The organism is Arsenicibacter sp. R0_47, assembly GCF_057652235.1.
On sequence record NZ_JBYFCJ010000003.1, the window covers coordinates 202,853 to 226,811 of the forward strand.

18 protein-coding genes are annotated in these 23,959 nt (G+C 51.3%); 2 read left to right on the plus strand and 16 right to left on the minus strand.

Going from position 1 to position 23,959, the window contains the following annotated elements:
* Window positions 1–2 precede the first annotated feature (2 nt).
* The 5 genes from AC23NW_RS06865 to AC23NW_RS06885 all read right to left on the minus strand — a co-directional run bounded on the left by AC23NW_RS06865 (window position 3) and on the right by AC23NW_RS06885 (window position 4,373).
* Window positions 3–1,142: an FIST signal transduction protein gene (locus tag AC23NW_RS06865; protein ID WP_487448522.1), complete on the minus strand. Its 1,140-nt coding sequence runs from the start codon at window positions 1,140–1,142 to the stop codon at window positions 3–5.
* Window positions 1,143–1,328: 186 nt separating this feature from the next.
* Complete coding sequence (locus AC23NW_RS06870; protein ID WP_293836564.1) at window positions 1,329–1,721, minus strand: Dabb family protein; 393 nt, start codon at window positions 1,719–1,721, stop codon at window positions 1,329–1,331.
* 96 nt (window positions 1,722–1,817) lie between these two features.
* Window positions 1,818–2,588, minus strand: coding sequence for a ferritin-like domain-containing protein (locus AC23NW_RS06875; protein WP_487448524.1), 771 nt, complete (start codon window positions 2,586–2,588; stop codon window positions 1,818–1,820).
* Window positions 2,589–2,602: 14 nt separating this feature from the next.
* Window positions 2,603–3,280: a ferritin-like domain-containing protein gene (locus AC23NW_RS06880; protein WP_487448525.1), complete on the minus strand. Its 678-nt coding sequence runs from the start codon at window positions 3,278–3,280 to the stop codon at window positions 2,603–2,605.
* A gap of 256 nt (window positions 3,281–3,536) precedes the next feature.
* Complete coding sequence (locus AC23NW_RS06885; RefSeq protein WP_293836570.1) at window positions 3,537–4,373, minus strand: hypothetical protein; 837 nt, start codon at window positions 4,371–4,373, stop codon at window positions 3,537–3,539.
* A 108-nt stretch (window positions 4,374–4,481) separates the two neighbouring features.
* Between AC23NW_RS06885 and purQ the strand changes: the two genes are divergently transcribed.
* Window positions 4,482–5,168 (plus strand): phosphoribosylformylglycinamidine synthase subunit PurQ, encoded by a 687-nt coding sequence (purQ, locus tag AC23NW_RS06890; RefSeq protein ID WP_487448527.1) that lies wholly within the window; start codon window positions 4,482–4,484, stop codon window positions 5,166–5,168.
* 51 nt (window positions 5,169–5,219) lie between these two features.
* Here the strand turns inward: purQ and AC23NW_RS06895 are convergent, their stop codons facing one another.
* The 3 genes from AC23NW_RS06895 to recQ form a co-directional block, all read right to left on the minus strand.
* A complete protein-coding gene (locus AC23NW_RS06895; protein ID WP_487448529.1) occupies window positions 5,220–6,485 on the minus strand; it encodes a PSP1 domain-containing protein in 1,266 nt (421 codons plus the stop codon).
* A 77-nt stretch (window positions 6,486–6,562) separates the two neighbouring features.
* Complete coding sequence (gene purD / locus AC23NW_RS06900) at window positions 6,563–7,849, minus strand: phosphoribosylamine--glycine ligase (RefSeq protein ID WP_487448530.1); 1,287 nt, start codon at window positions 7,847–7,849, stop codon at window positions 6,563–6,565.
* An 87-nt stretch (window positions 7,850–7,936) separates the two neighbouring features.
* Complete coding sequence (gene recQ / locus AC23NW_RS06905) at window positions 7,937–10,147, minus strand: DNA helicase RecQ (protein ID WP_293836578.1); 2,211 nt, start codon at window positions 10,145–10,147, stop codon at window positions 7,937–7,939.
* Between the two features lie 268 nt (window positions 10,148–10,415).
* On the opposite strand from recQ, the gene AC23NW_RS06910 reads away from it, so the two are divergent.
* Window positions 10,416–11,384 carry a KpsF/GutQ family sugar-phosphate isomerase gene (locus AC23NW_RS06910; protein WP_293836580.1) on the plus strand — a complete coding sequence of 323 codons (969 nt, stop codon included), beginning with the start codon at window positions 10,416–10,418 and terminating at the stop codon, window positions 11,382–11,384.
* Window positions 11,385–11,513: 129 nt separating this feature from the next.
* Here the strand turns inward: AC23NW_RS06910 and AC23NW_RS06915 are convergent, their stop codons facing one another.
* The 8 genes from AC23NW_RS06915 to AC23NW_RS06950 all read right to left on the minus strand — a co-directional run bounded on the left by AC23NW_RS06915 (window position 11,514) and on the right by AC23NW_RS06950 (window position 23,876).
* Window positions 11,514–13,130: an ArnT family glycosyltransferase gene (locus tag AC23NW_RS06915; RefSeq protein ID WP_487448531.1), complete on the minus strand. Its 1,617-nt coding sequence runs from the start codon at window positions 13,128–13,130 to the stop codon at window positions 11,514–11,516.
* A gap of 90 nt (window positions 13,131–13,220) precedes the next feature.
* Entirely contained in the window at window positions 13,221–15,089 is a 1,869-nt protein-coding gene (locus AC23NW_RS06920; RefSeq protein WP_487448532.1) for a MutS-related protein, read from the minus strand.
* Window positions 15,090–15,136: 47 nt separating this feature from the next.
* Complete coding sequence (locus AC23NW_RS06925) at window positions 15,137–16,339, minus strand: AGE family epimerase/isomerase (RefSeq protein ID WP_487448533.1); 1,203 nt, start codon at window positions 16,337–16,339, stop codon at window positions 15,137–15,139.
* A gap of 59 nt (window positions 16,340–16,398) precedes the next feature.
* On the minus strand, window positions 16,399–18,924 hold the full coding sequence (gene lon, locus AC23NW_RS06930) for an endopeptidase La (RefSeq protein WP_487448534.1): 2,526 nt from the start codon (window positions 18,922–18,924) through the stop codon (window positions 16,399–16,401).
* Between the two features lie 294 nt (window positions 18,925–19,218).
* The gene (locus tag AC23NW_RS06935; protein ID WP_293846042.1) at window positions 19,219–19,746 is read right to left on the minus strand and encodes a DUF6702 family protein; all 528 of its coding nucleotides are present in this window, start codon (window positions 19,744–19,746) and stop codon (window positions 19,219–19,221) included.
* Between the two features lie 30 nt (window positions 19,747–19,776).
* Window positions 19,777–21,093, minus strand: coding sequence for an RIP metalloprotease RseP (rseP, locus tag AC23NW_RS06940; protein WP_487448536.1), 1,317 nt, complete (start codon window positions 21,091–21,093; stop codon window positions 19,777–19,779).
* Window positions 21,094–21,134: 41 nt separating this feature from the next.
* Window positions 21,135–22,307, minus strand: coding sequence for a 1-deoxy-D-xylulose-5-phosphate reductoisomerase (locus tag AC23NW_RS06945; RefSeq protein WP_487448538.1), 1,173 nt, complete (start codon window positions 22,305–22,307; stop codon window positions 21,135–21,137).
* 72 nt (window positions 22,308–22,379) lie between these two features.
* The gene (locus AC23NW_RS06950) at window positions 22,380–23,876 is read right to left on the minus strand and encodes a GH3 auxin-responsive promoter family protein (protein WP_293837332.1); all 1,497 of its coding nucleotides are present in this window, start codon (window positions 23,874–23,876) and stop codon (window positions 22,380–22,382) included.
* Window positions 23,877–23,959 lie beyond the last annotated feature (83 nt).

Genomic DNA, 23,959 nt, shown 5'->3' on the forward strand with positions numbered 1-23,959 from the left:
AGTTAAAGTTCGGCAAGTACGGTAATAGTCATGGTTTGGTTGTGGAGTTCACAGGCCTCATTGATGCCCATCGGTGCGATTTCGCCATAGGAGTAAAAACCGGTAATGGCCGGAGTTGCTCCAAAAACCTCCCGTGCTACTTCAATTTCTTCGTCAATGCGTTCGCCGAGTACCAGTTTTCGTCCTACGCAGCTGATCAGAATGACCAGTTCCGGGGTGAAGTTGAAGTCAGTCAGTGACGTCTGGGCTGCTTCGGCCGATGCATCGACCAGCCGGTCAAAGTTGGCCGTCATAAAGCGCACCAGGGCACCTTCCGGCATATCACCGGCAAAGGTCATGCTTTTCTTCTCCTCATCAATCGTCAGAATCGTCCGGACCAGGGGCGGGGCATCGGGTGACGTCCGCATGGATAGTGGAAACCGTAAGGCGGCTCCCGGCAGGTCTTTGGCATACTTACCGAGGTATTCCTTGTAAAGGTCTAGTGCGTGTTTATCGCCGATCTGATACAGGACATTGTATTCGGAGTGCGTAACAGCCCGTTCGGGGCCGAAGGCATCCCAGCCGGCCATGGAACCATGCCCGATTTTCAGGCTGTCGCCGTAAAAGCCGACGCCCACCACCTTGCCGGTTACCGGATTGTGATTCAGGCCAACCAGCGTACGCTCAAACCGGTCACCATCACCGGCAAGCCCCCCGGTAATCGGTACCTTGTGCTGCAGGTATTGGTTGAGGCCGTTGATCAGGTCACTGCCGTTTACTACACCGCCGTCGGAGATGATAAAAATACCGGCCAGATCAGGGGCTTTCAGCGCCTGCGCGACCTGAAGGCCGGCTGCATAGCTTTCCGGATGGCTGTCGATGTCTATTTCGCACGTCCGGAGAGTTGTTTTTTCAAATTCGATAGCCGTAACTACCACAGAATTGTCATAAACGCGGTCCTGATAAATTTCCCCTGAGGTTGAGTTAATGATGATAGCCGCATTGGGAAAGCGTTCCCGTAAGCGGTCATAAATCGGGGTGACTTCCAGTACCCGTCGTTCACCGAAAGCTAAAACGAGCTGCACTTTGTCAGCGGAAAAGTTAGCCGCTTCCGAATAGGATGCCCATGTCTGATGGTTATAGATCGACTGGCTGAGTTTCATGAACTAAGGGTTTCAATATTTTTCTTTATACGATGTGTGGGAGATACGGTCACAAGTTAAACAGCTTATTTCATAGAAAAAATAAATAAGTAGAGTTTAGGTAGCTGGCATGCGAGTCTTAGTAACTTGACTTATAGACAGGTAAGAATCGCAGGCCAGCCGGAAGATGTTAATATCCCTGATGAATTATTTCGCCTGGTTAAAGAAGTCAACCACGGTTACGTCGGCGAGCCATGGGCCGACAATCTTGCCGAAGTCCTTGTGGGCAGGGTGCACCAAATAGGTATCACGGTCTTCTGCACTGTTAAATGTCAGGATAAACGCGTGCGTGAGGCCTTTATCATGTTTTTCCGGGCTGTTGTTTGTGCCCCACTGGTACTTTTTAATTTCACTGATTTTACCCGGCAATGCGTTAAACGCATCAACGATTTCCTGTACTTTGGCCGGTGTGGCATCCGGCTTAAACTTAAAGAGGACGACGTGCTGGAGTTCTTTTTTTTCCATTTTACCTGATTTTTGGGCCATAGCCGCGGTTAAGCTGAAGACTGCAAACGAGAGCAGCAGCAGTAATTTTTTCATAGATAAAGTTTAGTAAGTAATCGTGAACACAATTAATCACAAAAAAAGCGTCGGACCCATCAGGACCCGACGCTAAAAGTACCTATTATTCAGTTTCTACGCTATGAACGGCGTGGCGATTGCCAATACCTGTTCTTTTGTCAGCGGCTCGTCAAACGCTTCAGAAATTTTCATTTCTGTCTGACCGGTCAGACCGGCAACGTTTACTTCGCGTTCGCGGGCAGCCTGCTCACCGGCATATACGGCACCCGGGAAGCCTTCCATACCAACGATCCAGCCTTTGGCGTTGTTCAGCATCCGTACCCGTGCTGCGTGGCGTGCTTCTACCGAGTGAATCTGCAGTGCAATTGTTAACACGGCATCATTCGACATCAGGTTAGCTGCCTGACCTTTGTAAGCCCGTACGCCGGTATCTTCAAACGCCTGAGCTACTGCCGAGAACGTCTGGAAATTCGAGAATACTGTCGGGAACGTACCTTTGGCTGTAAAGTCAAAGTTTGGTTTTGCCACGGCAGCACTGCCCAGCGCGCCTTTCAGCAACGCTACGTGTGCATCTTCGTGTTTGCGGATCTGATCGAACAGATCACGGTATTGGGCAGGGATTAAACCACCGGCCGCAAGACCACGATTGTAAAATTCTGCTTCAAGATATTCAAGTGTCAGCGCAAAGTTCAGTACATCCGTTACAGTACTGCCTGATTGAGCATACGCTTTGTTCAGGGCAGTTGCCATTACGGCCGGTGCTGCTACGCTAAGTGCTTTTTTAGTGATAGAAGAAAACATGTGACGGCGTGTGACGTGCTTCAGACGGTCATACACTTCGCCATCAACTTGCTCGATTTCGTGAAGAATATTCTGGAGATTCATGATTCGTAGAGGGATTACATGGTTGGTAAATTGCTGGCGATCAGGCCTTGCTTAATAAACGTCTGGGCTGCTGGAGCCACTTCACCCGGTTTCATGGCTTTGTCTAAGCCTGATGCCGGATCAACCACATCATCTCCTGCAAATGCACGGGAATTTGGTGAGATCAGTTCGCGGATAATTGCCGCGTGACGTGCCTCTACCGATACAATTTTACCTGCTGTGTTCAGGTTACGCATGTCAGATAATAACTGACCGGCACCGTTGTAAGCCGCTACACCTAAATCTTCGAATGTACGGGCTGTCTGCAGGATGCTGTCACGACTGTTAAAGTTAACGCCCGGGAAGTCAATCGCCAGTGCCGGAATTGCGGCGCTGCCCAATGCTGCCTTGAAGAACTCACGGTGTGCTACCTCATGGTCGCGGATGTCCATCAGGATGCTACGTTCCATAGCCGACATGCCGCTGTATGGGTTAGCCACAACGCGCTCGTAGAACGTGGCTTCCAGTTGCTCTAATGCGTAGGCGTAGTTAAGAATCCCCACATCACCAGAACCCAGGTTCACGTCAACATCTGCACCGATACCGGTACGTGCCGCGCCGTCAGGACCAAGCATATCATTTTTACAAGAGCTAAGGAGAACGCCTGCTGCTGAGGTCATACCTGCCCACTGCAGGAAAAGACGCCGATTCATAGAGAATGGCAGGACCGGTAGGACAGACCCCGGATTGACGGGCGCTGACTTTTTACCAAAAAAATTTTTCATGAAATGTAATAGTTAAGTTGAGCACTTCCGCTCTGTTCTTCAGAGAAGTTGAGAATAATACGCGGAATGCCGGGGTATGGATTTTTATATTGAGCCAGCGGGCCAGCCTGCTATATCAAATAAGTATTTTTTAAGTGTATATATTGTTGACTATCAGGTGTTTAGGATTAATAAAAATTTTTTGTTAAAAAGGGGTACGAAGCCCGTTTCGATAACGATTCCAGGAAGAACTATTTAGTTGGTAAGTCAAACGGACAGCCAGTGCACCATAGCCATCCCGCTTAGAGGGGTTACCCCGCTGGGCAAACGACAGGTTAGGCGCCAGGCCTATTTCGGAGCGGCGGTCGGAGATGGCGGCCACAACCGGATGGAGCTTTGTAAAGTCCGGATACCTGGTACTGACATCATCCAGATAGTCATTCAGCACGTGCGTATAGGTGGCTTCGACAGCAATTTTGGTACGCATGCCAAAATCAAACGGAATACCAATCCCGTACCGGATAATGCCCGGATACCGGCTGTAATTTACGCCTTCAGTGTGGAAGCGCGGTAGTTTTACAAGATACCCCTGATAGTTGGTCATTGTGTTCAGGTAGGTAACCCCCGCACCGGCCAGCAGGTATGGATTGTAGTTATGGTTGGGATCGTTAACGCGCCAGAGATCGACTTTACCACCAATCCACACGTCGGGGTTGATGCTGAAAAAGGAAAGGTTATTGTAATAAACACGCGTATATTTCTGCTTGCCCCAAATGTAGTATACCCGTGCATCAGCTCTCAGGGAGAAACGGTACCCTATGCGGCGGGCGACCGAAATACCGGCTTCGGCACCGAGGCGCGGATACCGGAAAATATCTTTTTCTTCGCTCATGTCACCGGCGTACCGGGTGGTACCGGCTTCGAAACCAATGGTCCAGGTGCCGGGAACGTCCTGCCAGTAGCGCCAGCGCTGTGCCTGTGTAACGGAGGTTGTAAGTAACCAGAAGCAGCTGATAAAAGCCAGTTGCTGAAGCAGTTTCATGAGATGTTACGGTTTAGGAGCGGCCAAGATAGGCAGGAATCGCAATATCCCCAAATGCGGTTAAATGACTTCCGTTTCGTATCTTTGCACCGGCAAATTCATATCCTAATGAAATTCGGCGTAGTCGTATTCCCGGGCTCAAACTGCGATCAGGACGCAGTTGATGCTCTGACATTAATGGACCAGGAGGTCGTAAAACTGTGGCACAAAGACCACGATCTGCAAGGCTGTGATTTTATCATCCTGCCTGGCGGCTTTTCGTACGGTGACTATCTGCGTACGGGTGCTGTGGCTCGTTTTTCACCTATTATGAACGAAGTGATCGCGCATGCTAACCGGGGTGGTTATCTGATGGGTATCTGCAACGGTTTTCAGATTCTGGCCGAAGCACGTCTGGTACCGGGTGTACTACTGCGTAACACCAGCCAGAAATATGTTTGTAAAAACATCTATCTAAAACCGGAATCGACAGACGCGCTGCTGACAGCGGGGCTGGAGAAGCCCGCCTATAAAATTCCGATTGCTCACGGTGACGGCCGTTACTTTGCTGACGCTGATACCCTGAAGCAACTCAATGACAACGGGCAGGTTTTGTTCCGTTACTGCGATGAGGCCGGCAACATTACCGATGAGGCCAATCCGAATGGTAGTCTGGAAAATATCGCCGGCGTCTGCAATGCCGCTAAGAACGTATTCGGCATGATGCCACACCCTGAACGGGCTGCTGATCCGGCACTGGGCAACACAGACGGCCGCCTGATTCTGGAGCAGTTACTGAAAGCGGTGTTGGTATAGACCACTCAGGCATACATAAAAAAAGCCAGCTCTTCCGGGCTGGCTTTTTTATTATGACGGACGCCGGTTACCGGGTCCACGCTGTTTTTTTTCGGCCTGCGGTGCAGGTGATGCCGGTTGGGCAACCGCTGCTTCTGTTTCGCCGGGACCTTTTTTCTTCTTCTTTTTCTTTTTCTTCGCCGCCGGGGCCTGTTTGATTGCGTACTTTTTGTCGAGCTTGTCCAGATCGCTGTTGAGGGCGGCTGGTGTAGCAGGCTCTTTCTTTTCAGCAACAGGGGTCAGCACATCAAACGATTCCGGAATGATGCCGTTGGCGTTGAGCGTCAGAATATCGAGCACCCGGCTGATCGGCAGCGGATGCCAGGTACTTTCCGAACTATAGCCAAACCACATAATCTTCCGGAAAATGTCCGTTTTCTGCAAAAACGCTCTTCCTTTGGTTGTTTCCAGGGGCTTGTCAACGGCCGGGATGTCGCGCAGGGCATCCACGTACGTATCCAGCTCATAGTTCAGGCAGCACTTCAGCCGGCCGCATTGTCCGGACAGCTTAGCCGGATTCAGCGACAGATTCTGGTAACGTGCTGCTGAGGTCGTAATGTTTTTGAAATCGGTCAGCCACGTGGAGCAGCAAAGCTCCCGACCACAGGAACCAATACCGCCCAGACGGCCGGCTTCCTGGCGCAGACTGATCTGCCGCATTTCAACCCGCACTTTAAATTCCGCCGCCAGGAGCTTGATCAGTTCCCGGAAATCGACGCGTTCTTCAGACGAGTAGTAGAACGTAGCTTTCGAGTTATCTGACTGAAATTCAACGTCAGACAACTTCATATTCAGGTTCAGGTCGCGGATAATTTCGCGGGCACGGTACATCGAAGGCAGATCGCGGGCAATAGACTGTTCGTGCTTCTCAAGATCCTTAGGCGTTGCCACCCGGTGAATTACCTTCATATCATCGGTGATCTGAAGGCTTTTTTTCTTAAGCTGCAACCGAACAAGTTCGCCCTGCAGTGAAACGGAACCCAGGTGATAACCTGATGCCATTTCAGCCACAACAAAGTCACCTGTTGTCAGATCCAGTTGGTGGACGTTGCGGAAATATTCCTTACGCCCCCCTTTAAATTTAATTTCGACGACATCAAAACGCTGAGAAACCGGCAGTACCATGTCGCTCAGCCAATCGAACGAATTTAGTTTATTACAACCTCCGGTCCCGCATCCACCGCTGCTGCAACCTGCGACGGCGGTGCCGTTCGCTGCCGATGATGACCCACCGCTTCGGGAGCCACATCCGCCCGTTGTACAGGATTTGCAAGACATACTTTTTGCTCGTTTGGCCCGGGGCTACGGTCGGGAGGCGGCGGTTTGCTTACGCTCCACTTCCCGCATTCCGGGCGTTAATCATTATAACGAATTAGGTCCAGTCCGATGTCTCTACGGTAGTATTTACCTTCGTACTGAACGGTCCGGGCCGCTTCCTGCGACTTCCGGATGGCATTTTCCATGGAGTTGGCCAGGCCGGTAAGGGCCAGCACGCGTCCTCCGCTGGTAACAATCTGATTAGCTGAGGTAGTCGTTCCGGCATGGAATACCAGAACATCCTCAATCCGGCCGAGCTCAGTGATGACCTGTCCTTTGGTATAGTCTTCCGGATAGCCGCCCGACACAACAACGGTTGTCACGGCCGTCTGCGACGATACCTGTAACGACACCTTATCGAGTTCACCGTCTGCGGCAGCCACCATCATTTCGGCAAAATCATTCTGAATCCGCGGCAGCACAACCTCGGTTTCTGGATCACCCATCCGGGCATTGTATTCAATGACGTAAGGTTCGCTTTTTACGTTCATTAAACCAATAAAAATAAATCCTACGTACCGGATTCCTTCCTGCTGAAGACCGGCAAGCGTCGGGCGGACAACTTTCTCCTCGACTTTACGCAGGAAATTTTCGTTGGCAAACACAACCGGCGATACGGCGCCCATGCCTCCGGTATTGAGTCCGGTATCGCCTTCGCCGATCCGCTTGTAATCTTTGGCTTCGGGCAGAATCTTATAGTTGACCCCGTCTGACAATACGAAAACCGATAGCTCGATCCCCCGCAGAAACTGCTCAATCACGACCTTTGCCCCGGCTTCGCCGAATTTATGGTCTTCCAGCATACTGCTCAGCGTGGCTTTGGCTTCTTCGGTTGTTTCAGCAATAATCACGCCTTTACCGGCGGCCAGCCCGTCGGCCTTCAGCACAACAGGTAACGAGTGAGTTTCCAGGTAGGTGAGGCCTTCCTGAAGGGTAGCTGCGGTAAATGTCTGGCTGGCGGCTGTCGGTATGCCGTAGCGTGACATAAACTGCTTGGAAAAATCTTTACTGCCTTCCAGCTGAGCGCCTGCCGCATCAGGGCCCACAATACGCAGCGCAGACAGATCGCTTTGCCGGCGCAGGTAATCAACCACTCCTTTTACCAGTGGTTCTTCCGGTCCCACAATCAGCAGGTCAATCGAATGTTTCCGGACGGCGTCAGCAATCAGACCAAAATCAGTATAACCAATCGGAAGGTTGGTGGCTACCTGAGCCGTACCGGCGTTACCCGGTGCTACAAACAGGTTATCACAAAGCGGGCTTTGGGCAATTTTCCAGGCAAACGTGTGTTCGCGGCCACCCGAGCCAAGTATAAGTATATTCATTTTAGGATGGAAGCAGAGAGGGAACAACGGACAGACGCAAAATGCCGTTACCACCTGACCGGCAATGATTCCTCTCTGTTTCCCGGTTTAATTTGCTACTTCTGATAAGAACTTGATACGCATCAGCCGGAGTTCCTGCTCGGTAAAATCATCCCCTCCGAATTCACGCATCGCCACGGCAATATTGTCGGTTTCGGCCGCCATGAAATAGTCATAAATTTCATCCTGACGATCGTCATCCATAATCTGATTGATGTAATAATCCAGATTCAGCCGAGTACCTGAATAGCAGATATGTTCGATTTCTTCGACCAGATCTTCCATACTTAAGTCTTTGGCTTCGGCTATCTCATCAAGGTCAACCTTACGGTCGATCTGCTGGATAATGAAGATTTTGACTTTTGACTTGTTCACCGTTGATTTAACGACTACATCCTTAGCGGTTTCGATGTCGTTATCTTCAACGTATTTGGCAATCAGGTCAATAAACGGCTTGCCGAACTTCTGGACCTTGCCCATGCCCACCCCGTTGATCTGGGCCATTTCCTCTCGTGTACTCGGGTAGGTAGTGGCCATCTCTTCCATCGACGGATCCTGGAAGATAACGTAGGGTGGCAGGTTTTTTTCCTTGGCAACTTTTTTCCGCAGCGCCTTCAGTAAGCCAAGCAGTTCCTCGTCATAGGCGGCTCCTCCGCCCGACGGAGCAACGTCTTTGTCGTCGTCGTCTTTGCCGTCGGCTACCTGCTGATCGTAGGTATGGTCTTTATGCAGCGTAACCGGATAAGGGTCTGCAATGTATTTCAGCCCTTTTTCGGAAACTTTCAGGACGCCGTAGTTGTCAACATCCTTGTCGATATACCCCAGAATTGTCAGCTGCCGGATAATTGAGCACCAGCCATCCGGTGTTTCGCAGAAGTCCTTACCCTGGCCGTATACCTCAAGCTTATTGTGTTCGTAACTGGTAATGTACTGGTTGTCGGTTGCCGTCAGTACATCAGCCAGGTGATTGACGTCAAAGCGCTGGTCGGTCAGCAATACCGTGCGCAGGGCCAGTACTACTTCTTCCTGTATCTTGAACTTAGGCGTTGCTTTCAGGCAGTTATCGCAGAAACCGCAGTCTTTGTCCACGTACTCACCGAAGTAGCTCAGCAGCTGGCGGCGGCGGCACGTGCCGAGGTTGGCATATGATACCATTTCCGTCAGCAGGTGTCTGGCGTTATCGCGCTCGGTAACAGGCTTGTCCTTGTTGAATTTCTCCAGCTTAACGATGTCATCGTAGCTGTAGAACATAATACAGTTGCCCTCCAGCCCGTCTCGGCCGGCGCGGCCGGTTTCCTGGTAATAGCCTTCCAGCGACTTCGGTGCGTCGTAGTGAATCACAAAACGGACATCCGGTTTGTCGATGCCCATCCCGAAGGCAATCGTGGCCACAATGACATCGGCTTCTTCATTCAGGAAAGCATCCTGATTGGCCATGCGGGTGCCTGAATCCAGCCCGGCATGGTAAGGAAGTGCCTTGATGTCATTCACGTTCAGGACTTCGGCAATATCTTCAACCGTTTTCCGGCTGAGACAATAGACGATTCCCGATTTGCCCTTGTTGTTTTTGATGTATTTGATGAGCGCTTTTTTCGCGTCAACCTTAGGCTTGATTTCGTAGTAGAGGTTTTTGCGGTTGAACGACGTCTTGTAAATGTCGGCGTCTTCCATCTGCAGATTCCGCTGGATATCCTGCTGAACCTTTGGTGTGGCGGTGGCGGTCAGGGCGATAACGGGCAGGTTGCCAATGTTATCGACGATACCTCTGATTTTACGGTATTCAGGACGGAAGTCGTGGCCCCATTCCGAGATACAGTGTGCTTCATCAATTGCGACAAAGGAAATGTTTGCCTTTTTGAGGAAATCAAGGTTTTCCTCCTTCGTCAAAGACTCAGGGGCAATGTACAGCAGCTTTAAGGTGCCGTTAAGGGTGTCTTTTTTTACCTTTGTCATTTCTGCCTTCGACAGGGTCGAGTTCAGAAACTGGGCGTTAATACCAAAAGCGTTGAGTTGATCGACCTGGTTTTTCATCAGGGCGATCAATGGGGAAATGACAATGGCCGTTCCTTCGCACACGATCGCAGGAAGCTGGTAGCACAACGATTTACCGGCGCCTGTTGGCATTATTACGAATGTATTCTTTCCGGCCAGGATATTATGAATAATGGCCTCCTGGTCACCCCGGAACTGGCTATAGCCGAAAATTTCTTTTAAACGTTCCTTGAGGGTTACCTGAATGGTTTGCTCCGCCTGCATCATGCTCACTCGAAGTACAAATAGTTACTGATTGATGGTCTTCGCTGTATCTTTGTTCTTAGTCTGTGATTGAAGATATAAAAAGAAAGATAAAAGAAAAACAGACGTCCTGAAAATCTGATGTGTAATCATTGTATGGTCAGTGTAAACAAGTCGCTTTTTTCTTTTATAGACGTAAAACCTATTGATCTTTTATCTTATTGCTGGTTTGCTTCCCTTTAATGGGTAGCGAATTTACAAAGCAATTTGGTTGTAATCGCGTATTTTGAACTTGAAACTACTAAAAAATCCGCAATTAATTGCCCGTCAGGTACTGCTTGATGAGGCTGAGGCCATCCGGAAAGTCACCGAACGGCTCGATAACCGTTTTGATGATTGTGTAAACAAAATCCTGTCAATCAGTGGCCGGGTGGTTGTGACAGGTATTGGTAAAAGTGCCATCATCGCCCAGAAGATTGTGGCTACCCTCAATTCTACCGGTACGCCGGCGCTGTTTATGCACGCCGCCGATGCGATTCACGGTGATCTGGGTATGATCCGGGAGGGGGACGTGGTTATTGCTATTTCACGGAGTGGTAATACCCCTGAGATCAAGGTGTTAGTTCCCTTATTGAAGCGAACCGGTGTGCCGCTGATTGGCATGGTCAGCGACACGGGATCCTACCTGGCGAAGCATAGCGACTATGTGCTCGAAGCCTACGCCGAACGGGAAGCGGATCCGCTGGATCTGGCCCCGACAACCAGTACGACTGTTGCCCTTGCCCTCGGCGATGCCCTGGCGGTGAGCCTGCTGGTTGGCCGCGATTTTACGCGGCAGGATTTTGCACGCTATCACCCGGGCGGTTCACTGGGCAAAAAACTTTATCTGAAAGTAGCTGATATTTATCCGCACAATGCCTGTCCGAAAGTATCGGCAACGACGCCGGTGAAGGAAGCGATCATTGAGATTTCGTCGAAACGGCTTGGCGCTACGGCCGTCCTGAACCCCGACGATACACTGGCCGGTATCATTACTGACGGCGACGTACGCCGGATGCTGAACCGCAGCGACGATTTCCGGACGCTGGTTGCGCAGGATATTATGACTGTCTCGCCCGTTTGCGTCTGTTCCGACGATTACGCTGTCCGGGCCCTCGAAATCATGCAGGAGCGTAACATCACCCAGCTGGTCGTGGTCGATGACGGCCTCGTACAAGGATTTGTTCATCTGCACGACCTGTTAAAAGAAGGTATCGTGTAGGGGCGACCCCACGTGGTCGCCCGGATAATAATACCCATGGTCGCCCGGATAATGACCCCACGTGGTCGCCCGGATAAGCATTAATTCGCTGACAATCAAAAAACATAAAAGCCCCGTCAGGGGCTTTTATCATTTCCGGCGGAAGAATACAAATCCATTCTCCTCCTTAATAATTTCCAGATTCGGATGTTGCCGGAAGTCTTTGGCCCGATCAAGCCGGGTAATCAGAAATGTCGGCTTATCGACGGGGCCATTCAGCAGATAGTCCTCATCGTCGGTTTTCGGGTTCACCGGTGGCTGTTTCCGGAAATAAAACAACTGGGCGTAACTTTTATAACCAATGGGTTCCACATACACATCCTGCCCCTGTTTTGATTCATAAAACCGGATTACGGTCCCCTGCACAAACTCTTCGATATTCGGCACCACGCTGGCCAGGTAAAACCACAGGCATACCGCCGTTGACAAAAAGAGCCCGATGGCTGCCGGTTGTGTGTGGGCACGGAGCCGCAGGATGAACGTAATGAGTGCCAGCAGCCAGAGTGCGCCGATGAGCCATTCCCAGCCCTGCCAGTGCATGTCTGCCTGGAGGTTGGCGGCCGCAAACGGGTCTTTGATGTACGGAATGATGACATCGGTGTGCATCCCGACAATAGGTGCCAGCGTCAGGGCAAGGCCAAGGATGCTGCCGATAACCAGCAGGCCGGCGGTTGTCCAGCGGTTCCAGCGGATGCGGCCGGTCAGGTATTGGTACAAGTGGTAGGTTGCCAGGTAGGATACCGGCAGCCAGGCCATCGAGGAATAATGTACGATTTTAGTCTTTACAATGCTGAACAAAATCATTACCACCCAGAACAGCAGAGTCATCCACAGCCGGAAGCTTTCGCCGTTGACGGCCGCCTGCGGATTGGTCTGCGCGCTGGTTTTAGGGATCAGAAAGCGAATGGCAAGGATTGACAGCGGGAAACACCCTAGTAAGACGACGACAAAATGGTAGTAAAACGGCTGGGCGTGGCCCGCATCCGGTGTCGAAAACAGCTTGATCTGATAGGCGATAAACTCGTTCATAAACCACCAGCCATGCTGCATAACCTCAAGGCCGAACCAGAACGAGGCCACACCGATGGCAACCAGCACAATCGTAACCATCTGACCGATGCTGAGTACCGGCTTAAACCGGTGTAAACCCCAGAACAGCAAAAACGTGAGTCCGGGCAGTAAGGCACCGACCGGCCCTTTGGTTAGGATGGCGAGGCCGATAAACAAACCGGCTTGCCAGGCTTTGCGCTGCGACAGAAACCAGACCCCGAGGAAAATGAAATAGTTGAATGTGGGGTCAATGATGGCCGTTTTAAAGTAAAAGTGGGGCGTAACAGCACCCAGATAGCCCAGCGCCCACAACAGTCCAAACCGGTCATCGACCAGGCGCCGTCCGATAAAAAAGACGGTAAGCAGGGTAAATACGCCTATGACCGCATTGGGAAAACGCGCAGCATACTCCCCGACGCCGAACAGACGCATGGCTGTTGCCTGAAGCCAGAAAAATAAGGGTGGTTTCTCCCAGAACGGCTTAAAGTTGATTTGTACCCGCGTATAATTGCCGCTCACAAGCATCTCCCGGGCCGATTCGGCAAAGTTGATTTCGTCCCAGTCGAACAGGTGAACGCGTCCCAGAAACGGGAAATAAAAAAAGCACCCTAGTGCCAGTAACAGGATAGGGTAGTATTTCGGTGCTATTTTCTGCATGAATAAGACTCGTCGTCAGTATCAGAGCACAAAAGTACACCGGTGGCGGTAATATGCCAGTATACCGGTGGTGTTGCGGTCGTTCCGGATTTAGTGAGCCGGGCCGGCTTTCATGTCGATGCCAATGGCCTGCATGAGCTGGCTGGCATTGAAACTGCGGCAGATACCGTCATAAAGCGTATAGTCAAAGTGCAGCTCGCCGTCGCGGACATCGGACTGAAAGTGGCAATTCCGGACAAAATCGCTGGCATCAGTCATCTGACCCAGTTCGAGGTCGTGGGTGGATACGAAGCCCGAAGCCGTTGTTTTGTGCAGTTGCCGGATCAGGGCTTCGGCACCCCGGTGGCGGTCGGCAGAGTTGGTGCCTTTCAGGATTTCATCCAGAAAATAAAAGACCGGCCACTGGTTCGTTATCGCTTTCTGTGTAGGGTTATCTGTAGCGGTTTCAACCCCCTGCGTCAGTTCCAGCAAGGTCTTCAGCCGCTTCAGCTCAGCGTAAAACGACGATGTACTTTCTTCGAGGGAGTCTTGGGTACGCATGCTGGTAAAGACGCGCATTGGCGAGCAAGCGAACCGGCGCGCACTGACAACGGCACCTGCCTGCGCCAGAACGGTATTGATGGCAATCGTCCGCAGAAAGGTACTTTTGCCGGACATGTTCGATCCGGTAATCAACACTGTTTTACCCGAACCAGTTAGTTCCAGCGAGTTGGCGACGCTTTTGGCCGGCGGCAGCAGCGGGTGAGAGGCACTGACCGCTTCAAGATGCGGTATTTTCTCATCGATAATGTCGGGTACCACATAGGTCGGATGGGCGTAGGCAAAGCCAGCCAGGCTGTTTAGCGCCTCCATTTCGGCCAGCGCATCAAACCAGTTGTTGAGGTGTTTCCGATAGCGGTTCCGCCAGCTGTTGAGGGCCTGGAGGTGATGAATGTCCCAGAGCGTAGGCAGGGCAAAGAAAAGGTAGAAGTACGGATTCTGGCGGAAGTTAAAGTTTTCGACCAGCCGCGCCAGTTTCCCGACCGCAGCCGATGCCGGACGCGGACCGGCGCTGAGGTTGTCACGGATAGATTTCAGCAGCGGCGAAAAGCCTTTTACGGATTCAGTATGCTGAAACAGATCCTGAAAGGTTTTCAGGGCTTCGGCCATTTCATGCGTCTGCTCACTAACGACTTTGGCGAGTTCATTCGTCTGGCCAAGCAGTAAGCCATGAAGCCCCAGCGAAGCAAGTACAGTCCAGCCAGGCAGGTAACCGGTCAGCCAGGCAGCGGTGACGCCCAGTGTAATAAGGGGCAGAATAAAGCGGGCCGCCAGCAGGTATAAAGGCAGTGCATTTTCTTCAAGCACCCATTGCCGCATTTTAGCCGGCGATTGCCCCGTTTTTTCGCTCAGGTAGGCCAGTGCTTCTGCGGTTTGCCGCCAGTCGAGCTGTGGCTCCAGTTCTTCGGCGGCCTGCTGGCGGACATAGGTCAGCTGGGGGGGAGCCGGCGTCAGCAGCCAGTTGGCCAGCCGGTGGGAGCCATCGTAGGTATGAGTGCGGTTGAGGAGCCGGTACAACGAGTGTTTCCCGAAAATATCCAGATCGCCCGCGTAAGCGTGTGTATAGGTCAGAAAGGCTTCGCCGGTTTCAGGGCGCAGGTATTGGCGGTTGAGCCGTCCGGCTTCGTCCTGATTGACAAAGGCAAGGTGGTGATTCAGATCGCGGCGGCGCCGGATTGCCTGATGACGTTTCAGCATCCACCCAAATACGATCAGGCCAGCCAGAAAGGTACCGATGGCCGCCAGTGTATTGCCGGTATTATTGAGCCACCATATGGCGGCCACGATCACTAGAAACCAGACAAACCGCCACAGGGCCAGTTGGTTATATTGTTTTTGTGCAAGCTGTTCGGCATCAGTAAACTGCTTTTGCCGTTCCTCGAAGAGACTTTCTGTATTCATTTCCGCAAAGGTAACCATACCCTTTATGAAACGTTGATAAATATGTTAAGCGGTGGTGCGGTGTATCAGACCAGCCGAAATTTTCGGGAAGGTGGCTGCAAATGAGCACATTGGTTAAGAAAAGAAATGGTTTCACTCATTGGTTTTATAAAATGGTAACACCCTTCAGCCGGTGTAGCTTTGACGGATAGCAGCGACTGGCCTTTTGTATCGAGTACCAACTGCCAGCCTAGGTTTTCGCCATCCGGAAAATGCTGAAAGGTATAGTCATGGATTTTCTGGAACCAGCGTAAACAGTCGGGGTGATGGGTGTGGAAAAAACTTTTAATCAGAACGGCCAGTGCCTGTAAATGAACGCGTGCCGTACGGTGCTGCCAGGTACTGTCGAGTGTTGGTTGCCTCAGAAAATCAACGTACTGATGCAGGCCGCTGTTTACCTCATCCCATGCCTGTTCACACATGGACAGACACCAGGTAACAACCTGTAAGGACAGTTTACGGTTACTGGTTTTCAGCGCAATATCAAGCAGGACGTTCGCGGCTTCGAAAGTAAGGGCAGGGCTGAGCCGGCGCCCCTGAGGCGTATGGCTGAAGGCACCGTCCGGCAGAATCGACTCCCGCAGTATATTGAGTCGTTTGTCCAGAAACGTCTGTAAAATTTCCTCAACTACCTGTTCGGTATATTCTTTCCAGTCTTCTTCACTCAGCAGAAACTGCGTGGCCAGCAACGTTTTCAGGACTACCACCGGTTCTTCGAGATGCTGCCATTGCCGGAAACCGCCGAGGGACCGCTGCTGTTTTGTGCGTTGCTTGTTTCGTTGCTGTATCAGATTGAAGAGAGCCTGTTTGGCAAGCATGGCCCATTCGTCGTTCCCGGTGGCCCGATGAAGCTGCGCGTAGGCCATAACGCAGTATGCATCGGTGGTTTTACCGCTTGCGGGGGCTACCGGTTTTCCGATCCGGTCAACCAGTGCATAGGCATTCATTTTTTCATCGAGCCCGAAGCGGGTCAGAAAATCGGCTCCGTGCAGGGCATGGTCAAGCCAGTGTTGTTCCGGTTCGACGGTGTTGTAAAGCCAGGCGAAAGACCAGACCTGTTGCGCCAGTAAGGTAACGGATTTATCGGCTGTGATGGGGTCGCCGGTTGCTGTCAGGGCATCAAAATAACCACCCCAGGCCTGGTCCCGGCTGTTACTGAGCCAGAACGGAACGACCTGCTGTAGCAAGGCTTCCCGGTAAACGACAGTGAGTTTGGCGAAATCGAGCACAAGGGCAGGAGAAACAAAAGGAGGCCGTCGGCACGTGTTACTGCCAACGGCCCCGGCAATTAATAGACAGTTACACGTTCGATATCCGTTTGTACCGGGGGCGTAGCTGGTTGCTGACTGGCATCCCGCTCTTCAGGCAGGATAAATTTCATTGGTTTACCTACCTTTTCAGGAAGCAGGGCAACCGCCAGTACCTGCGCTACATTATCGACGTAATGAAACTGGAGGTCTTTGATATACGATGCATTGATTTCTTCAACGTCCTTCCGGTTCTTCGAGCAAAGGATAATTTCCTTTACGCCTGCCCGGTTGGCTGCCAGAATCTTTTCCTTGATGCCACCGACCGGCAGTACCTTGCCGCGCAGGGTGACCTCACCGGTCATCGCCAGAAACGGCCGTACACGGCGCTGGGTATAAATCGACGCCATCGACGTCAGAATCGTAATACCTGCCGACGGACCGTCTTTCGGAACCGCTCCGGCCGGTACGTGAATATGCAGATCGTAGTTGTTGAACAGGCGGTAGTCGATGTTCAGATCATCGGCATGTGCTTTCAGATACGACAGGGCTGTTACGGCCGATTCCTTCATCACTTCACCTAACTGGCCTGACAAGGTCAGAATGCCTTTGCCACGGCTCAGGCTGGTTTCGATCATCAGAATTTCGCCGCCCACCTGGGTCCAGGCCAGGCCGGTAACCATACCGGCGATGTCGTCGTCGGTATACAGGTCTTTGTCGAAAATCTCGGCACCCAGCATTTTGTGTACATCGGCCACCTTAATGGATTTCGGATATTCCTCCTCCATGGCAATCGACTTGGCAATTTTCCGGACAATCGTCCCGATTTTCTGCTCAAGGCTCCGTACCCCCGACTCACGGGTATACCCTTCGATGATGCGTACCAGCGCCTTATCGTCGATTTGCAGGTCTTTGGTTTTCAGGCCGTGGTCTTTGCGCTGTTTCGGTACCAGGTACTTTTTCGCAATCTGGACTTTCTCCTCAACCGTATAGCCGGTAATATCGATGATCTCCATCCGGTCGCGGAGCGCCGGGTGAATCGTATCAAGCGCATTGGCCGTTGCAATAAACAGGGACTTTGAGAGGTCATATTCAACTTCCAGGTAGTTATCCATGAACGTTGAATTCTGCTCCGGATCCAGTACTTCGAGCAGGGCCGACGACGGGTCGCCACGGAAGTCCGAACTCACCTTGTCGATTTCATCGAGGATAAAGACAGGGTTCGAGGTGCCGCATTTCCGGATATTCTGGAGGATTTTACCGGGCATCGCACCGATGTATGTCTTCCGGTGACCGCGGATTTCGGCTTCATCATGCACGCCACCGAGCGCCATGCGGCTGTATTTCCGGCCCAGCGCCTTGGCAATTGACCGGCCCAGAGAGGTTTTACCCACACCCGGAGGGCCATACAGGCACAGGATCGGCGCCTTCATGTCGTTTTTCAGCTTCAGAACGGCGAGGTATTCAATAATCCGCTCCTTTACTTTCTCTAGCCCGAAATGATCGGCGTCCAGTACTTTCTGGGCGCGTTTCAGATCAAAATTATCTTTCGAATACTCGTTCCACGGCAGGTCTACCATCAGCTCGATGTAGTTCATCGTAACCGGATATTCCGGTGCCATCGGGTTAATGCGCTGGAGCTTGTTCAGTTCCTTGTCGAAGTGTGCCCGGATTTCGGCCGGCCATTTTTTCTGGTTGGCCCGTACGCGGATATCTTCCAGGTCCCGGTCCGGCGTGTCCATGCCGAGTTCATCCTGCAAAACCTTGATTTGCTGGCGCAGGAAATAATCGCGCTGCTGCTGGTCAAGATCAGAGCTGGCTTTCGACTGAATCTCGCGTTTCAGTTCGAGCAGCTGCACTTCGCGCATCATGTACTCAAGCAGTAACTGAGCCTGTTGTGCACCTTCGAGTGTTTCGAGCAGACGCTGTTTATCGGCCACTTCGGCGTTGATGTTCGACGACAGGAAGTGGAGCAGGAACATCGGGCTCTCGATATTATCGAGTGCAATCCGGGCTTCCTGCGGGATTTCCGGATTCAGGCGGAGGATTTTGTAGGCTGACTCTTTCAGTGACTGAATCAGGGCCTTACCTTCTTTTTTCGTCGCATTCGGGAATGAGTCGTCCAGCTGGCGGACTGTTGCGGTCATAAATGGTTCTTCCTGAACCACCTGCTGGAGTTCAAACCGCTTTTTGCCCTGAATGATAATGGTAATGTTACCGTCGGGCAGCGTAATCATTTTAATGATGTACGCAACAGTACCGAGCCGGTAGAGGTCATCGGCGGTAGGTTCGTCTTTCTGCTGATTCAGCTGCGCGACTACCCCGATAATACGGTTTCCTTTGTAGGCTTTTTTTACTAAACGAATGGATTTCTGTCGGCCAACGGTAACCGGAATAACCATACCCGGGAACAATACTGTATTCCGGACGGGTAAAATAGGCAGGTTGGCGGGCAGCTCATAATCGTCATCTATACCTTCTGGCGACCCGATCGGTACAATCTCCAAATTATCCGAATCAAAGTCGGACATTAATAGCCGGGTTGCTAAATCTTTCTCCAACATCATAGAGTATTCTGTCAAACTGACAGGGTTTCTGTATGTCTTTTGATGTGTATCACTTCATCAGACAAGGGAAATAACAGGTACAATACTTATGCCAACGCGTTAAACGCTGACGGAATTACCTGTTTGAGGCTGATACTTCACAAAATAACAAAACCTGTTAATTATTCAGCCGGAAATTTATTGTGGGAGGCCAATAAAACAGGATTGTGATAAAAAGGACTACTGATCAGGAATAAGACAGAATCCCGGCGGCTGTTTGTCTGCATTGCGTTTCTATACGCAATGCAGGCAGGCCTAAAAACTGATTTCCTGTACAGGCTGCTTGCTCCGGAAAACAAACGTTTTTTTCTGATTCTGATATTGCAGGTTAACCAGATTTACCTGATCGTCGAAGAGGTCCATTAATACGTCCTGCTGCATCTGCCCGCCCCGGAATGGCTCGGTAAAAGGCATTTCGAGGTAAAGCCATTGCGCATCAGCCTCGGTTTCGTGGCCAATGTAACTGAAGGCTTTCCGCTGGTTCGGCGCGGTCGAAACACTGACATGCTTCCGGATGTATTTTTCGATCAGCGGATCGTTTTTGTCATTGTCGGCCAGATGAATTTTCTGACCATTGTTTTCTTTGGTCAGGGCCTTTTCAAAATCATCGGTAAATACTCTGACACTGATCTCAAACGCTCTGTCTTTTGCGTTATAAGTCATCTGGGTAATACTCGTATGGAAATCGTGGGCCTGCCGGTTGCCCAGAAACAAAAACGAGACGGACAGTACGCTGACTGTCCGTCTGAAATGACGAAAAAAACGGTTAATGAACGTGTACATATCCAGGCGCAGAAACGCGCTGTCTTTACCTTAAAATACGGCTTTAAATACGTCGTTGAAGATAGCGAAGGCCATCAGACCGAGTAAAATAACCATACCTACCCGCTGAGCCGCTTCGAGGAACTTGTCGGACGGTTTCCGGCCCGAAACGATTTCATAGAGCAGCAGTGTTGAGTGACCGCCGTCGAGTGCCGGAATCGGCAAGGCATTCATGAACGCCAGAGCCATCGACAGCAGGCCGGTTACGGTCCAGAAACGATCCCACAGCCAGATACCGCCGAACAGGTTCTGTGCAATCCCGATCGGGCCGCTGAGCGCCTTAGACGGCGAAACCTCACCCCGGAAAATTTTACCGAAGCCTTTGATGTTATCAAACACAACCTGGAACGCCCGTTTTGTACCAACGACCAGGGCTTCGCCAAACGTGTATTCTTCTGTTTTCAGCTTCAGCATGGATTGCTGATAAAACCCGACAGTACCGTCTTCCGTCGTTGTCATGTGGAGCGTGAATGGCTGGCCGTTCCGGTTTACAACAACATCAATCGGCTTATTTTTAAGTGGCCGGACGATTTCACCGAACTCGTGATAAAACTGAACTGGCTTACCGTTTACACTCGTAATGACGTCTCCGGTTTTTAAACCGGCTTTCTCTGCGGGCTGGCCCGGTGCCAGCTCTCCGACCTTAAACGGCTGTACCGGTTCAAGAAACTGAACGATTGATTTCCGGTCAGATAATTTGTCGATGAAATCGTTAGGGATATTAACATCGAAAATCTTGCCGTTACGCTCAACGGTATAATAGCTGTTATTCCCTAACAGGACATCCGAGCTACTGATATCGCCAAAAGATTTGTACGGTTTTCCGTTGATTTTAAGGATTTTATCGCCCGTTTGAAGGCCGATTTGTTTGGCCAGATCATAGGCTACGATACCGTAGCGGACTTCGCTGGCGGGCAGATAGGTGTTGCCGTTCTTGTAAGTGATGGCAACGAATATGATAATACCGGTAATGACGTTGACAATAATACCGCCCAGCATAACGATCAGGCGTTGCCAGGCTGGTTTGGCGCGGAATTCCCAGGGCTGTGGCTCACCCCGCATTTGTTCAGTATCCAGTGACTCGTCGATCATGCCGGAAATCTTGACGAAACCACCCAGCGGGATAGCACCTAAGCCATATTCGGTTTCGCCTTTTTTGATACTGAATACTTTTGGCGGAAACCCAATGAAATACTGCTCAACGCGCATGCCAAAGGCTTTTGCGGCCAGCAAGTGGCCCAACTCATGAAGCCCAACTAAAATCGACAGACCCAGTATGAGCTGCCCCGCCATGACTAAAATTTCCATGTACTCTGTGTATTGAACGTTACTGTTTTTAAATGAAACACTTAAACCAAACTTTTAATTCGTTCGGTGGCCATACGACGGGCTTCGGTGTCGGTCGACACGTAGTCGTCGTAGGATGGGGTTCCTACGAACGATACACGCGATAAACACGATTCAATTACGTCCGAAATCTCCGTAAAGCCTATCTGATCCTGTAAAAAGGCCTCAACTGCCACCTCATTGGCCGCATTAATGATACAGGGTGCATTGCCGCCCATCCGCAGAGCGTCAAATGCCAGCTGCAAGTTACTGAAAGTCGCCAAGTCTGGCTGTTCAAAGGTTAGCGAAGGGTAATTAATAAAGTCAAAACGCGGAAAATCTGACTTTAGTCTGTTCGGATAGCCCAGCGCAAACTGAATCGGCAGCCGCATGTCGGGTAAGCCCAGCTGGGCCTTGATGCTGCCGTCTTCGAACTGAACCAGCGAGTGAATGATACTTTGCGGGTGCACTACTACATCGATCTGAGCGGCGGTCAGGCCAAAAAGCCATTTGGCTTCGATGACCTCAAGGCCTTTGTTCATGAGCGTTGCCGAGTCGATGGTGATTTTGGCGCCCATGCTCCAGTTGGGGTGTTTGAGGGCCTGCGCTTTCGTGACCGTAGCGAGAAACGCACGATCCTTGCCCCGGAACGGTCCGCCCGAAGCAGTCAGGATGATTTTCTCAATCGGGTTATGAAACTCCCCGACCAGACACTGGAAGATAGCCGAATGTTCTGAATCGACAGGGTAGATGTTTACACCTTTCTGTTTGGCGAGGGCCGTAATCAGTTCTCCCGCCACGACCAGCGTTTCCTTGTTGGCCAGCGCAATGTGTTTCCCCGCTTCAATCGCCTTGATAGTCGGCAGCAGGCCGGCATAGCCCACCATCGCCGTCAGAACCATGTCGATGGTATCCATCTGCACGACCGATGCAATGGCCGCCGCTCCGGCGTAGACCTTTATGCCGAGCGGATCGAGGGCCGCAAATACCTGATCGTACTTTGCTTCGTTGCAGATCACGACCACATTAGGGTTCACCTCGGCAGCCTGTTGAATGAGCAGGTCAGCGTTATTATTTGTTGTCAGTACTTCGACCGCAAAGGCATCGGGATGTGCTTTTACCACATCGATGGCCTGGGTGCCGATAGAGCCTGTGGAGCCAAGAATGGCGATATGGCGTTTAGGTATTTGATTCATCTATGTCCTAAAAGATCAAAGAAATGTCTTGACGGTAGTCCCCGATCTCTACGTTGGTGATTTTCATGCTTTTTATCGTCCTGCCTCCAGCAAGCCTTCGGCAATGTTACGGTCGTTCGACAGGCGGGGGACTTTGTTCTGGCCACCGAGTTTACCCTGCGCCTTCATGTAGCGCTGGAATGCTCCGCGCGACAGGCTGCTGAGGACGAGGGGCTTCAGAATGCTGCCTGTAATCAGGTCTTTGTAATAGACATTCAGCTCGACCAGACGCTGATCAACGTCGGCGGCAAAGGCGGCGGGGTCGTGCGGGGGGGCGGCAAATTCAATGAGCCATTCGTGATAGGGCAGACCCTCTGCCGGTGATACCATCGGCGCGACAGTAAACTCGACTACTTCGGTTTCCGGGTGCTTTGTCATGGCATATTGCAGCGCCTTTTCCACTTCCTCGCCGATAACGTGTTCGCCAAATGCGGAGATAAAGTGCTTAATGCGCCCCGTTACCAGCAGCCGGTACGGGTCGCGGCTCACAAACTTAACCGTATCACCGAGCGAGTACCCCCATAAACCGGCATTGTTGTTAATCACAACCGCATAGTTTTTGTTTAACTCCACTTCGTCTATAGTCAGCCGTTTGGGATTTTCGCTGAAATAGTCTTCGGCAGCGATGAACTCAAAGAAAATGCCGCTGTCGAGTAACATCAGCAGCCCTTCTTCGGTCTGCGTGTCCTGATAAGCAATGAAGCCTTCCGACGCCGGATAGGTCTCAATGGAATCGATGCGCTTGCCGATGGTTTCGAACAGTTTGGCACGGTAGGGTTCGAAATTTACACCGCCATACACAAACAGGGAAAACTCAGGGAATACGTCTTTGATCTGTTTGCCGGTGCGCTCCCGGATACGGTCGAAATACATCTGCACCCACGGCGGAATACCCGAAATCAGCGACATCGGCTGGTCGATGGTTTCGTCGATAATCCGTTCCAGTTTGGTCTCCCAGTCGTCGATGGTATTGGTTTCATACGACGGCAGCTGGTTGGTACGCAGGATGCCCGGAACGTGGTGGTTTACAATACCCGACAGACGGCCGATATGAATGCCGTTTTTTTGTACTAACTCAGGACTACCCGACAGGAAAATCAGCTTTTTGTCCAAAAAAGCGCTATTACCTGTTTCGTGAATATAATTTAATAAAGCGTCGCGGGCGGAGTTGATATGATTGGGGATTGACTCTTTCGTCAGCGGAATGTATTTGGTGCCGGAGGTTGTCCCGGAGGTTTTGGCAAAGTAAAGCGGCTGGCCTTTCCAGAGCACATCCGGAGCCCCGTCCAGAATTTTCTGGATGTAGGGTTTCAGATCTTCATAATCACGGACAGGAACGGCCTGCCGGAAGTCTTCGATGGTCTGGATATCATGAAAATGATGATCTTTACCAAATTGTGTCTGCCGCCCGACCGAAACCAGTTGCTTAAACCAGCGTTGTTGTGCTTCGGCAGGCTGGTACATCCACTCCTGTTGCCGTTGAACGACCCATTGTGCCAGGGGCCGACTAAATACCGAACGAATTCCCATAATGCTGCAAAAGTCGAAAGTCGGAAGTCAAAACCCAAAATTAGTACTTAAAAAGGCAGTGTCGGTAAACAGATAGCGATAAA